This window comes from Proteus sp. FME41 (assembly GCF_014897315.1).
Classification (GTDB): domain Bacteria; phylum Pseudomonadota; class Gammaproteobacteria; order Enterobacterales; family Enterobacteriaceae; genus Proteus.
Genome location: NZ_JABUYL010000004.1, coordinates 1 through 14,366, shown reverse-complemented (window position 1 = coordinate 14,366; position 14,366 = coordinate 1). Strand labels below are relative to the sequence as shown.

13 protein-coding genes and 1 tRNA gene are annotated in these 14,366 nt (G+C 34.7%); 3 read left to right on the top strand and 11 right to left on the bottom strand.

The genetic code is table 11. From position 1 onward, the window contains the following. Positions 1-64: 64 nt before the first annotated feature. The 7 genes from cheW to INT04_RS05030 all read right to left on the bottom strand — a co-directional run bounded on the left by cheW (position 65) and on the right by INT04_RS05030 (position 10,092). Positions 65-565 carry a chemotaxis protein CheW gene (gene cheW / locus INT04_RS05060; protein WP_193015076.1) on the bottom strand — a complete coding sequence of 167 codons (501 nt, stop codon included), beginning with the start codon at positions 563-565 and terminating at the stop codon, positions 65-67. 21 nt (positions 566-586) lie between these two features. Beyond that, complete coding sequence (cheA, locus tag INT04_RS05055; protein WP_413465704.1) at positions 587-2,710, bottom strand: chemotaxis protein CheA; 2,124 nt, start codon at positions 2,708-2,710, stop codon at positions 587-589. A gap of 95 nt (positions 2,711-2,805) precedes the next feature. Continuing rightward, complete coding sequence (gene motB / locus INT04_RS05050) at positions 2,806-3,852, bottom strand: flagellar motor protein MotB (protein ID WP_193015073.1); 1,047 nt, start codon at positions 3,850-3,852, stop codon at positions 2,806-2,808. Between the two features lie 2 nt (positions 3,853-3,854). Beyond that, positions 3,855-4,748 carry a flagellar motor stator protein MotA gene (gene motA / locus INT04_RS05045; RefSeq protein ID WP_193015072.1) on the bottom strand — a complete coding sequence of 298 codons (894 nt, stop codon included), beginning with the start codon at positions 4,746-4,748 and terminating at the stop codon, positions 3,855-3,857. 134 nt (positions 4,749-4,882) lie between these two features. After that, positions 4,883-5,464, bottom strand: a complete 582-nt coding sequence (gene flhC, locus INT04_RS05040; protein ID WP_193015070.1) for a flagellar transcriptional regulator FlhC — start codon at positions 5,462-5,464, stop codon at positions 4,883-4,885. A gap of 2 nt (positions 5,465-5,466) precedes the next feature. Then, positions 5,467-5,817, bottom strand: coding sequence for a flagellar transcriptional regulator FlhD (gene flhD / locus INT04_RS05035; protein WP_193015069.1), 351 nt, complete (start codon positions 5,815-5,817; stop codon positions 5,467-5,469). Positions 5,818-9,393: 3,576 nt separating this feature from the next. Next, positions 9,394-10,092 carry an MgtC family protein gene (locus INT04_RS05030; RefSeq protein ID WP_193015067.1) on the bottom strand — a complete coding sequence of 233 codons (699 nt, stop codon included), beginning with the start codon at positions 10,090-10,092 and terminating at the stop codon, positions 9,394-9,396. 99 nt (positions 10,093-10,191) lie between these two features. Here INT04_RS05030 and INT04_RS05025 point away from each other — a divergent pair, with 99 nt between their 5' ends. Next, complete coding sequence (locus INT04_RS05025; protein WP_193015065.1) at positions 10,192-10,383, top strand: hypothetical protein; 192 nt, start codon at positions 10,192-10,194, stop codon at positions 10,381-10,383. A 116-nt stretch (positions 10,384-10,499) separates the two neighbouring features. Here the strand turns inward: INT04_RS05025 and dsrB are convergent, their stop codons facing one another. Continuing rightward, positions 10,500-10,694 (bottom strand): protein DsrB, encoded by a 195-nt coding sequence (gene dsrB / locus INT04_RS05020; RefSeq protein WP_193015063.1) that lies wholly within the window; start codon positions 10,692-10,694, stop codon positions 10,500-10,502. A gap of 110 nt (positions 10,695-10,804) precedes the next feature. Next, a complete protein-coding gene (cspE, locus tag INT04_RS05015; protein ID WP_004243573.1) occupies positions 10,805-11,017 on the bottom strand; it encodes a transcription antiterminator/RNA stability regulator CspE in 213 nt (70 codons plus the stop codon). 456 nt (positions 11,018-11,473) lie between these two features. On the opposite strand from cspE, the gene INT04_RS05010 reads away from it, so the two are divergent. Beyond that, positions 11,474-11,980, top strand: a complete 507-nt coding sequence (locus INT04_RS05010; RefSeq protein ID WP_193015062.1) for a YlaC family protein — start codon at positions 11,474-11,476, stop codon at positions 11,978-11,980. Positions 11,981-12,136: 156 nt separating this feature from the next. Further along, positions 12,137-12,212, top strand: a tRNA-Asn gene (locus tag INT04_RS05005). Positions 12,213-12,393: 181 nt separating this feature from the next. On the opposite strand, the gene INT04_RS05000 is transcribed toward INT04_RS05005, so the two are convergent. Then, entirely contained in the window at positions 12,394-12,987 is a 594-nt protein-coding gene (locus tag INT04_RS05000) for an NAD(P)H-dependent oxidoreductase (RefSeq protein ID WP_193015060.1), read from the bottom strand. 89 nt (positions 12,988-13,076) lie between these two features. After that, the gene (locus INT04_RS04995; protein ID WP_193015058.1) at positions 13,077-14,018 is read right to left on the bottom strand and encodes an AraC family transcriptional regulator; all 942 of its coding nucleotides are present in this window, start codon (positions 14,016-14,018) and stop codon (positions 13,077-13,079) included. Between the last annotated feature and the right edge of the window lie 348 nt (positions 14,019-14,366).

Below are 14,366 nucleotides of genomic sequence, written 5' to 3'. Positions count from 1 at the left end.
TAGAAATAGCTATTCCGGCGTAATTACCGGAACAGTATTTGAATTATTTTTTAAAAATAAAAATTTATTTAGCTAGAATAGTTGCGCTATCAACTAATTCCATCTCTTCGCTATTGAGCAATTTCTCAATATCAACCAGAATAAGCATTCTTTCATCTAATGTCCCTAAACCTGTTAAGTACTCCGTAGACATTGTGACTGCAAACTCTGGCGCAGGGCAGATCTGCTCTGGTTTTAGCGTAAGAACATCAGAAACACCATCAACAACAATTCCAACAATTCTATTTAATAAGTTAACCACAATAACAACAGTATTGTCATTATAAGTTACACTTTCTTGTGAAAATTTAATACGCAGATCAACTATCGGAACAATAACGCCCCGTAAATTTGTTACCCCTTTAATAAAGCTAGGTGAATTAGCAATACGGGTAACTTGGTCATATCCACGAATTTCTTGTACTTTTAAAATATCAATTCCATATTCTTCATCGCCCAGCGTAAAAATTAGAAATCCTTGTCCAACAGTTTCACCGGATAATTTCTCGAAATGTTCCGAAGCCATAATCTTATTTTATCCTCGCTATTAAATGACTGCGCTTGCAGTTGTATTCTTTTTCTTATTCGTCATTTGTGTATGACTTAAACGTTGCAATTCTGGTACATCAAGAATTAAAGCCACACTACCGTCGCCCATAATTGTTGCAGCAGAAATACCAGGAACTTTTCGGTAATTGCTTTCTATATTTTTAACAACCACTTGATGCTGTCCAACTAATTTATCGACTAATAATGCATAACGACGTCCCGCACTTTGGACGATGACTGCAATAGCCTGCGTAATATCAGTTTGTGCACCTTCAATATTAAAAGTACGATGCAATTCAATCAGAGGTAAATATTCTCCTCTGACTTGTAATAATTTCTCGTCACCCGCTAATGGATAAATATCATCCTCTTCAGGTTGTAACGAACTCACAACAGTACCTAAAGGCAGAATAAAGACTTCATCTTGTACTTTAACTGACATACCATCGAGAATAGCCAATGTCAGAGGCAGTAAAATACGAATTCGTGTTCCTTTACCTACTTCAAAACTGATTTGAATCTGCCCCCCCATTTCTTGGATATTTCGTTTCACCACATCCATACCCACACCACGGCCTGACACATCAGTGACAACTTCAGCGGTAGAGAAACCAGGGGCGAAAATCAGCATAGCCACTTCTTCATTACTCATATTTTCAGACACTGAAAGTCCTGAAGAAATCGCCTTTTTCAAGATCCTTTCACGATTTAATCCCGCACCATCATCAGTGACTTCAATACAAATATTGCCACCTTGATGTTCCGCAGACAGTGTTAATTGTCCTGCTTCTGGTTTACCAACGGCAACACGATCGGCGGGCATTTCAATACCATGATCAAGGCTGTTTCGGACTAAGTGAGTTAGAGGATCAATAATTTTTTCAATTAAACTTTTATCAAGTTCTGTTGAGCTACCAATCATATTTAGCTCAACTTTTTTATTCATCTTACCCGCCAAATCACGTACAACGCGAGGGAAGCGACTGAATACGTATTCCATCGGCATCATACGAATCGACATAACAGATTCTTGTAAATCACGCGAATTACGTTGTAGCTGGGCAATACAACTTAATAAATCACTGTATATAGATGGCTCAAGGCTATCACTATGCTGTGCCAACATCGATTGTGTGATCACAAGTTCACCCACCAAGTTAATGAGTTGGTCAACTTTTTCGACAGCAACACGAATACTTGTGGATTCTGTTTTTGGTGTTGCCGCTGCCACAGGCCTTTTTGTTGGTATTGATGGTGATACCGGTGCCGACGCTACGGGTGTCGTAGTCACTTCTGGTGATAATGTTTTTTCTGCAACCTTATCTTGAATCAGTGCAGATGATTCAGCTATAGCGTCAACATGATCATCCTCAGCGAATGCGGTAGCACTCTCTTCTTCGATAATCGTGTTTTCTTGTGATGTTTCTGTCTTAGTGGCTTTTCTAAAAGAAATTTGCTCAGGTTCAATCACAAAACAAAGTACAGCACTGATATCTTCTTCAGTAGCCGTTGTTTTTAATATTGCTTCAAGGCCATGATGTTGTTTTTCAACTTGGCTAACATCACCAAGGTGTTTTAACTCATCAAGCATCAAATCAATATCCGTCTCTTTGAGATCTGACAAAACAATATGATGATAATAGTGTCCGTCAGAGGCCATTGTTGATGCTTCTTCTACTATGGCTTCACTTTGTAGATGTTCAGAGTCTAATGATTGAACCGAAACCTCAGTAGCTTGCGTGGCTGAAGATTCAGATCCAGCAATAACCTCGATTTGAGGGACTGATTGTTCTTCTTTTACATCGAGAGCCAGCTGACGCAACTTCTCACAAATATAATTAAATGTTTCCTCATCAGGTTCTTGTGAGTTTTTATGTGCATCCAATTGCTGTTGCATAATATCTTTCGCTTCCAGAAACAGGTTAATAATGTCGTCGGTGAGCGCCATCTCATGACGTCTTGCATTATCAAGCAAGTTTTCAAGCACATGAGTGGTCTGTTGAAGTTTAACGAAGCCAAATGTTGCAGCTCCTCCTTTTATGGAGTGTGCACTACGGAAAATCGCATTCATCTGCTCTTGATCAGGATTTTGAGGATCAAGTAACAGTAAATGCTGTTCCATATCAGCTAACAATTCATCTGCTTCATCAAAAAATGTTTGATAAAACTCAGTAATATCCATCGTTACTCATTCACCTTTACGCGATTACTCACAAATCAGGGGGCTGTTCCCTGCTTTGTCGTAATATTTGTCGATTGTGATGGCAAACTTTCCCCAGAAACTCCTGTTTCAACATTTTCCTTTTTTGATTCGGGAAGCTCAGATGCAGAATACACAGACGATCCCGTCTGTGTATTTTCTGCTTTTTCTTGTGGGGTTTCTTGCCCTGAAAGTAGAGGTTCAATTTCTGATGCCTCTTTTACTGTCGGTGCAACCCGCTCATTCTCATGTATAATTTTTTGTTCTGATTGCTTTGTTAAAACCAGAATACTGATCCGTCGGTTAGCCGGAGCAAAACCATCCTCTTTGACTAAATGAACCGTCGACGCCATTCCAACCACACGTAAAACTTTCCATTCGCCTAGCCCAGCACCAATCAATTCACGACGAGAGGCATTAGCACGATCCGTTGATAATTCCCAGTTGCTGTATTTAAAAGCACCACTGGCGTAAGGAATATCATCGGTATGGCCCGACAAACTAATTTTATAAGGTGTATCGTTTAGAATAGGTGCAATCGCCGTTAAAATGTCCTTCATATAAGGTTCAACTGTGGCGCTACCGACTCTAAACATAGGGCGATTTGCTTTATCTATAATTTGGATACGCAAACCTTCGTCCATCATGTCGATTAATAAATGAGGCTTGAGATCTTTTAATCTAGGGTCATTTAAAATGACTTGTTCTAAATTCTCTTTTAAGCGACGAAATTGTTGCTTTTCATTGAGCTGTTTATCTTCCTGACCTTTTGGCAAGATATCACCTTCATTGTAGACAGGATCACGCCCTCCTCCAGGAATAGGATTGGTTGCATCCCCACTAAATCGCCCTTTTTCAATAGCGACTTTTAATGGTGTACGAAAATATTCGGCAACACGAGTTAACTCTTGTGGGCTAGAAATTGAAAGTAACCACATCACTAGAAAGAACGCCATCATTGCGGTCATAAAGTCAGCATAAGCTATCTTCCATGCACCACCGTGAGCTTGATGTTGCTTTCTCCCTCGCTTTTTAACTCGAATGATTTGTGAATTACTCTTCATAATTACTCTTCTTTCATTGCATCAGGATTTGCCTGCATTGGTGTCCGTACCTGACGTACATGTTCTTCCAACTCAATAAAAGAAGGTCTGTCTGCCAGAAAGAGGGTTTTACGTCCAAACTCAACGGCTATCTGTGGCGCATATCCATTCATGCTAGATAACAGTGTTGTTTTGATACATTCCATCATTTTCATTTGTTGACTAGAGCGTTGTCTGAGTCTGGACGCTAATGGTGAAATAAAACCATAAGCTAATAAAATACCTAAAAAGGTACCGACCATTGCGTGTCCAATTAATACGCCCATTTCACCTGCAGGCCTATCCGCAGCACCTAATGCATTAACAACACCCATTACCGCTGCAACGATACCAAATGCAGGTAAAGAATCGCCCATTGCAGATAAACCGGTTGCAGGTACTTCACTTTCTTCCTCAAAAGTTGCAATCTCTTCATCCATCAAAGATTCAATTTCATAAGGATTCATATTTCCTGTCACCATGAGACGCATATAATCAGTAATAAAACTGAGCATATAAGCATCTTTCATGATGCGGGGATATTGGGAAAAAATATCACTCTGTTGTGGGTTTTCGATATCTCTCTCTAATGCCAACATCCCGTTTTGGCGTGCTTTTGACAATAAACGAAACATGAGTGCCATTAAATCCATGTACATCGCTTTATTGTAATTCGTACTACGAAGTAATTTCGGTAAAATCTTTATCGTCGATACAATCGCTCTACCATTATTACCTACAATAAAAGCACCGATACCGGCACCAAAGATGATTATAAATTCGGCTGGCTGGTATAGAGCGCCTAAACTACCACCGACGAGGAGGTATCCTCCGATGACGGCGCTCATAACCACGATATATCCTAAGAGTACTAACACGCGATATCCCTTTAGCTAATTTCGTTATAGAGAGAATGGCGAACATAGCAGCAAGAGATAGGAGGGGAAGAGGAAACGGCTCAGGTTATAGATAACTAAGCTCTATAACCTGATATTTAACTTTCAATCTCGAATCACATTGCAAACTGTTCAAGACCATCCAACAGTTGTAAGTTAATATCGGCAGGATTGGCGGAAAGTTTACGTTTTTTTATTGCGCGAGAAGGAGGCTGGCAAAGACTACAAACATAATTGCTAGCAGGCTGATGTGCGTGTGTAATAAATGAACCATTACATTTGGTACAAACTGAAAGTTGTAACATTCCACTTTCAACAAAACGCACCAATGTCCATGCTCTGGTTAATGCTAAAATAGGATCTTGATCTTTGGCTGGCGGGCATTGTTCTAAATATAAACGATATGCTTTTACGACCGCCTCAACGCCAACACAGCCCCCATTTTTCAAGAGAAAACGGTAAGCGTTATAAAACATTGATGAATGGATATTTTGTTCCCATGTCATAAACCAATCCGTTGAAAAAGGTAACATTCCTTTTGGAGGGGGGCTCCCTCTTAATTCTTTGTATAATTTAATTAAACGCCCCCGACTTAACTGAGTTTCACTTTCAAGCATTTGTAAGCGGGCACCCAAGGTGATTAATTCCATTGCTAAGCGAATATCTTTCGCTTCTCGGACGATACTTTTTTCACTCATTGTTATGCCCGTTTCTTTGTTGCAGTGGTGTCTTGTTCCGCTAATTGACGAAACAAGTTTGAAGAAAGAAGTATCCCTGTGTGGATTTGCTGTAAATCATCCACTCTAGATTCTTTAGTAAGTTGTTCTATTGTTTCGCTGTCTTCAAACCGGAAATTACAGATTAGTTGGTTTGTTTCAGCCAACTTAACCAATTGAGGCAATGTTAGCTCTGCAAGAGCATCAGCCATGGAATCACTAATACCAAGCCGAAACATTGCTGAAGCCTTTTCTTGGTTAATTAACCTTTGCGCCAAAAGCAAATACGATAAATTTATGTCATAAATATGCTTAAGCAATTCAACCGTACTCATCTCTTTACATCCCGTCCGATTATATTGAACAAAGAGGATCTCCCTAATGAAAGATCCCGAGGAAATTAATATAAATGTAATATTAAATTTCCAGGCCCCATTTTATGAACATGACACGTAGTAACACTACCTTGTATTACTTAGTTACGGTCATTTTCAAAAGTAGCGAAAAAAACATTTAAATTAAAAGTAAACTTTAAATGCTCGCCAATATAGCTTGTTAAGAATAATCCTAACGCGACAACTTTACTCCTTAACGATTAAGTTATTCAACGGATAAAGTAGTCTAATTTAAATACTATGTGAGTCACATCACAAAAAGATAATCATTATTATGGAATTAGTTCATTAACTATTCAAGTGATAAAAGTAATAAAACTTCGTGTAAATTAATAAGCGAATCTACCCTAATTAAAATATTAATGATAATTTTTTATTTTATACGATCTATTAAACTTATAAACCTAAAAATACAGCATAAAAATTTGACAAATCTACAATTGGAGATTTTTTTGATCACAGTAACATATATTGCAATACCTCCTCCTCATCTTTATCTAAACGACTCATTCCAATTTAATAAATATTTCTATAGATATTATTTTTTTCATCATTTACTTAAACCTTCAGAAATGATCACTTTTTATTTACAATTTGATTAAAAAACAGACAATTATAATTACTTATAGTTATCCATTTTTTTAAACCCATTTAATAAAATTAATTATACTTTAAAATCAATAAGATAATGATGTGCATTTTAAAGATAGTAGGAAAAGTCATATAAAATTAAATTCTTAGTTATGCACCTTTCCCCCTAAATCATTGAATATTTATTTCCATATTATTAAAGTTTCTACAGAAACAATGAAATTTAACTAATGATTAATAAAGTCACGTTAACACTTGGATTACAGAACTCTTAATAAGAGTTTTATTGACTGTAAATTAATCATAGATAAATAATATCTCCATATAATTAAGTTTTATTTATGAATTGATGTGTATTTTATAAGCAAATCCTTACCTTTATTATTAGGATCACAATATTAAAATAAGATTAAAAATCTATTTGATTTAATAAAAAATAATTATGATTTTATTATCAAAGTTAATTGGAATATAATAATAATACAATATTTAGCTTAAGTAAAATGTAAGTAATAAATAATATATTTATAATAATTAGCCATTTTTTATTTAAAATATCGAGATGATTTAAAATACAACGTTATTCAAATAAGTTTATTTATATCAAAAAGACAAGTAGAATTTAGTTATAGCGATAATAGTTAATAGAACAAATAAAGTAATCAAATAATTTTATATCTTATATTATTTGTCTTTTTTTATTATAAAAATGAAATCAATTTTAGAATATAAATTTCAATTTTATAAAAAAAGACTCAAAGATCCCCAATACAAAGTGATTAATTCATAAAAGAATAAGACAGAATATAAATTCTGTTTTTCCTATTTTTGATTGTCTTTTAACACAGAAAATCTCTTTACTGGCAAATACAACGCCCTACAGTTTACACTTGTATACGTCGGCCTTTTCAATGTAAACACCGTAAAATAAATATGATCAAAATAACATCTTATTGACTACTCTATTAGCATCAATACAAACTATAAAATATCAAATGTTACTTTCTGTCATTGAAACTACTTATGAACGTAAGTTATTTTACACCTATAAATGATGAGCATTCTTTCACTTTCCTTTACCTTGTATGCCCTGCACCTTCTTTTCAACCTAGTTAGCACAAGTCTCAAGGCATTACAGCACCAAAAGTGCTGACTTCTATGTAACACCATTGCTTAACAAAAGTTGATGTTAACGGGATTAGGAGAGCGCAAAGATTTAACTATCGTTATATCTTTACTTAGATAGCTAAAATATATTTCTAAATATTCCTCTGCTCTTACCACTAATTTGACTCGTTTTATTACCTTTTTTAGGCGTAATTTTAGGTTTAAAAAGGCTTTTCTTCTCCACCAGAATGTAATAAAAATATTGATATATCTAAATATTCAAGATCTATATCTCATTTATTAGATTATTCTTAAAAACAAATAACCGAGCCGAGTAATTTATGACACAAAAACGTTCTAGTTCTTTCTAAAGTAAAAAACTTGAAAAATATTGTAACGGTATTTTTCAAAAGTAATAATTGAGATTATTCATGACGTGAATGCAAATACTTTGTGTATTGCTTTCAGTTCTATTGAAATGAGCTTCATCATTCTTTGTAAGCTATCTTGAAATGATTGATCTTCTTTTTTACTTACACTTTTTTTAAATTAACGCTTATCTTATCTTTTTTAGTAAATCAAAAAAGGTCAATATCACAATTATCCTTTATATTTATTTCTAGAATAGAGCAGAATGGTACATCTATTTCACACTAAGATAATTCTCTTTCTGTAATAAGTAAGATTTACGTCCTTGACAAAGTTATAAATAACACAACGTTGAAATGATTATTTTATCAAAAGAAAAGGTTGGTGTGATTTTTCTACTCTCATTATAAGATTACTTATTGATATCAATTTTTCTACATGTTTTTTACAAAAAATCTTATAGTTTTTCAAAAAAAATTGGCACATCATTGATAAGCAATTACAAACCACATAATTACGTAATTCATCAGCTTTACTGTAGCGGTTAAAACAACCTATTTAGTCGATCTCTTCCTTCTTTTTTTTGAGCATTGACTTAGTTAAATTAAAAATATTACTTAAAAAATAAGATTTAAACTAAATCAGATAAAAAATATTGATAATGTTTTCACCAAATACATTGAAATAATTTGAGAGTATAATTCAGGTATTAAAAAAAACCCAATATAATCAATAGAAAACACATATTATCGCCCAAGATTCTATACTGCACTAAGCCCCTTAATAACGATTATTTGTCCTACAATACGCCTAATGGCCTCATTTAATAAGTAAACAGTAAAGTGCAAACGCTTACTTGATTTTAGGGTTTACTGCTTATTCAAAATAAAATAAACAGTGATAAATCAAATCGGCCTAAGATCAATGATTAATAAAAAAAGGATGCCATATCAATTACGCTCAAAACGAACTCATCATTTTTCATTCAAACCTCATTATATACGGGTTAACCACAATACAAATAATGGGCGACTAATCAAACTAAGTAAAAATGTTTGTTTTGATTAAATGGAAAATGAATATGACTACTCTATCCTCTTTTTTAATTAGATCTTTATAAATAAAATCCTCTGTTTTTTATTCCATAAAGTAATAGTTACAAATTAAATAATTACACAAACAAAATACTTTATTTCTATATGTTAGTAATAATACTTAATGTATGACTGGGATCTCATTATTCTCGTTGAAATAACTTAGTTTTAAAATTAAGCACCGAATTTATCTACTTATAAACTATAAGGTTATATTGCTGTCACTTTTTAAATATTCATATTCTTTTAAGATGATTTTTGATATCTGATGTCTATCCCGAGCCCTAATAAAAAAAGCTCCCTATATAAAATATAGAGAGCGATAACTAGAAATAAATCATAAATAAATTGTTCACTACACCGAGTGTTCTATCGCAATTTTCCAATTAATCGCACTGACACTCTTTTCTAAGCTTACTCGACACACGATAGCCTCTATCTCTTTTTGCTCAAGAGGTGTTGCCAGCAATTCAGCACAAACTTCCAGTTGACAAGGCATTAGTGTGTCAGCGCTGCTCAAAGATTGTAGCCGAACATGTAAACCATTTAGGGCTTGTAAAATCAGCGTTCTAACTAAAACCTCATCTTCTGCGTCACAAATAATGCGGATTGAGTAACGTTGCTCAATATCGGCTGCCTGAAGTTGAGGTTGGGCATTAATTCGTTGAGCGGCTTCTCGTAATAATATATTGGCACAAAGAATAAGAAGTGTTGCTATAGTTGCTAATTGATATAGACCTAAGCCACATAACACACCAATTCCTGCTGAGCACCAAAGCGTTGCCGCCGTATTAAGTCCTCGAATATTCATACCTTCACGCATAATAACGCCTGCGCCTAGAAATCCTATTCCTGAAACAACTTGAGCTGCGATTCGGCCAGGGCTGTCTGGTGACGTTTCGATTGAACTTAAGATAAAAACAGCCGCTCCAGTTGAAACTAAAGCATTAGTTCTTAAGCCTGCCATTCTTTGTCGCCATTGGCGCTCCGCACCAATCAAAGCACCAAGGCACATCGCAATAACAAGATTTAAAACATAAGGTGTCATCGTCATGTTTATTTCCTCTACATGATGATTAAAAATCAATATGAAAAATACCCTCTGAAATTTCAGAGTATTGAAATTAATTAATCACACTAGGCGGAGGAAATAATGAAAAAAATAGGTAGCACATACCTTTACCCTTCTCTTTTATATGAAATAAGGGAATGTCATTTGGGTAGATGCAACAACAGAAATATTAAGAAAGGAATATTACCAATGCACTGCCCACCAAAAGTGGTAAGCAGTTTTAATGAAGAAAATAGCCTACCAGACGGTTTGAATAAGTCTATTTTGGGTTAATTGATTTATCGTTAACCTACAACTTTGTATATCCAAGATGCTTTCTCCCCACTAAAATTTAGTCAAAGTATAAGTAGCTGATTTAAAAATGTAAATGAACCGTACCTAAACAAAATTTACTTTTGTTGTATTGGCCTAACAAAAATACCTTCATCACCTTCTTTTTCATTAAAAAACCAAATTCCTTTTGGGTATTCTGGCAATGAGACTAAATACATTGTTCCTTCATTAAATTCTTCGATAAGTAGGATAGTACCTTCACGATCATCAATGCCATCTGTTTTTACAACAACTTTATCACTAACCTGCATTTTCTCTCCTGATAAATATAATCATTCTCTTTTTCTTTATTTTACCCATAAAGAAAAAGCCTGCCACCATAAGGTGACAGGCTTGAAGAATATTTTTAAAAGGCTTTAAATTACAGAGCTGTTACGTTAGCAGCAGCTGGACCTTTTGCACCGTTTTCAATTGTAAATTCTACGTTCTGACCTTCAGCCAGAGTTTTGAAACCGTTACCTTGAATGGCAGAAAAGTGAACGAATACGTCTTTGCTTCCGTCTGCTGGAGTAATAAAACCAAAGCCTTTAGACTCGTTGAACCACTTAACTTGACCTTTCATTTTGTCAGACATGTAACTTTCCTATATATCAATAAAACGTTGCCTTCTCGGCATCTACTGGCCTGAACCACCTATAACTTATGGGCATACATGAAGAAAACGGTCAAAAAGCGATGCTGTTTAAAACTCATTAACTTAGAATGTCAATCATAAATCAGGTCTGTTTTTAGGCCTTACTCATTAACGCATGAGACAAGTTTAATAGCAATAGTTTTATGTGTCTAAAGATTAAAAAAAGGAGAATTGCACATTAAAAATACAATTATTCCTCTATTTTTATCACTACCTATAAAATTTATTTGATATTTTATCTCTTTTATTAACAACAACTAAGAATAATCTTAACGTCATCACAATAACAGTTAGCAGGTGAATTTGAAAAAAACTGTTCTACCCGCTTAGCTTGTCTCCATGATAATCTAGTTACCAGAAACAAGTTTGCAACATTCATCTCTTAAGGTGTTTACAATGAATGTATTAAAAGAAATCTTAGAACGTGATTTAGATCGGATCAATAAAGCAGAAAAAAGAGACGGCAAACCACATTTTAATAGTCAATTTTTAAAAAATCATATCTGGTTATGCATCAGTATGGTTCTTTCTTATATACTGCTTGCTGCTTTATTAATTTATTCTCCTTACTTTGGTGTTATCTCACTCGTCCTTTTTACTGCTATGTTCTTGGTTATGGCTGGGGTATTGTTATTTGATATTAAACCTGTCTATAAATTTGAAGATATTGGCGTACTGGATTTAAGAGTTTGCTATAACGGTGAATGGTATACCTTTGAAAAATTATCTGATGAAGCAATTAATGAGATCCACCAGCACCCAGCCATCTCTCAACAAATAAAAGAAGACATTCAAGAAATTATTCGTAAAAAACAAGAAATTCATTTTTATGATGTTTACTTAATGGCGTTTGATCCCATTCAAAAATCAATTTCAGCATCACAATTATCCCCCCAAGCTTAATTTATTCTCCGTGGTTACCACAACAACACGGAGAATAATTTCTATTATTTAACCACTTTGTCGATAAACCAACCAAACAAACATTTAATCTACTTTTAGCGTTGACACACTGATATATCATCGTTATTATGCGCCTCGTTCTCAAGAGAACACGCTTCCTCCATAGTTCAGTTGGTAGAACGGCGGACTGTTAATCCGTATGTCACTGGTTCGAGTCCAGTTGGAGGAGCCAAATTTAGAAAAGCCCGCGCTATTACAGTGCGGGCTTTTTGCTATTAACTATTCAAACAATATTTTTCTATTAAAATCAGCCACTTTTCCTCATTTTTAATCTATTTTTTTATTTCTACCGTATTGTGGCGGTTTGGGCTTCTTGTGAATAAGAGATAGCCAATAAATACGCTTGGCTACGTTTAACGATACAAACCAATAATTTCTTGTTCTAAGTGCTTTTTATATGCCTCAACATCTTTTTCAATTTGAGGTTGTTTTACTACATCAAACATTCCAAAGGTTTTTAATCCTTCCATGCCTAAAAACTGATTTGCTTTGTGGAATGGAAAATACACAGCATCAATACCTTTTCCTTCAAAGAATTGCTCTTGTTCTTCAAACGATTCAAATGGCGCATTCCAAGTCACAGAGAGTAGGTATTTTTTACCTTGTAGTAATCCACCAGAACCATATTTTTGGGATGGATCTTTTCGAGTACGCCCATCATCAATAAACATTTTCCCGTGACCGGCACTAAACACATCATCGATATATTTTTTTAAAATCCAAGGCCCTTCCATCCACCATGCTGGCATTTGATAAATAATCACGTCAGCCCATAAATATTTATCAACTTCTTCATCATTATCGTAGCCATCATCAATACGTGTTGATTGCACATTTATCTGATGTGAAGATAATAACGTTGTCGCAACGTGCGTTAAATAATCGTTGAGTTTACCTTCTGAACCATCAAATTCTTTTGATGCATTAATAATAAATACGTTAGCCACTTCAAACTCCTTTATATACCAATATCTAATAGCATGACTGTAACGCAATCATTCATTATTGCTTTAACTCATTTCTCCATTATTCTTGCCTAATAATCCAAAGATACCCTTTCAGGGTCAGATTCTTTTAATCGTTGAATATCTTTTAAAGGGGCTAGACCAAATAATCGATGATATTCACGACTAAATTGTGATGGGCTTTCATATCCCACTCTAAATGCAGCTTCAGAAACGTCTGCCATTTCAATTAACATAATGCGTCGGGCTTCATTAAGGCGTAGCCATTTTTGATATTGTAATGGTGTCATACCCGTTCGATTTTTAAAATGGAAATGAAATGAAGAGGTACTCATTCCGACTAATGTGGTCAAATCTTCAATACGAATAGTGTCTCGATAATGTAGCTTAACCCAATCAAGAGCATGATTAATTTGACGGCATTGAGGATGTTGTGATGCCAATAACTGCTGCCTTGCCCCACCATTTGATCGTAATAAGTAATAAAGGATCTCTTTTTGAATCAAAGGAGCAATGAAAGGTGCATCTTCTGGTGTATTAATCAGTTTAATAAGTCTAGTGACTGCTTGTAATATTGGTGCTGTCGCGGGAACGACTTGTTGAGCTCTATGTTGATTACGTTCTTGCAATAATTCAAATCGATTCTCAGCTAATAATTCAGGTAATAAAGAGAGATCTAATTTAAGTAAGATAGCTAAAAATGGTGCCTCTTTAGAGGCTTCACACACTTTAGCAAAAGTAGGTATATCAGACGATGTCAAAAGCATATTCATAGGTCGATAACAATTTGTTTCTAAGCCTATTGTTATTTGTTTTGCACCTTGTGCAGCAATAGCCAAACTTGGCTCATACATCCACCCTTCTGATTCTGTCGTTGTTGTATAGTGACACAGCGCTAATCCAGCAACCGCCGTATCCCAACCTCCTTCTTTATTTTTTGTATGGGAAAGAAGCGTTTTTTTAAATTCCTCGAACTCAATTAAAACCGGCGTTGATAAATCGGTGGTGTTCATTATCTCTGAATCTTCTATTTAACCTCTGCATTCCTTACATTGTATTATTAAACAGTATGAAAAACTTTCTTTTGAAAAGACCTCTTATTGTTTCTTATCGGCTTTAGAATTACACCGCATAATAAAAATGTCTTATTGAGCATAATATCTACTGATAACTATTTATTTTTTATACATTTTTATCAAAAAAGAAACAACTTGATGGACTCTTGAGCAAACGGTATTTTTTTTCATTTTTTTACTTTACAAGGCCGCGAAGGATAGCTATTATTCGCCTCGTTCTCACGAGAACGCGCTTCCTCCATAGTTCAGTTGGTAGAACGGCGGACTGTTAATCCGTATGTCACT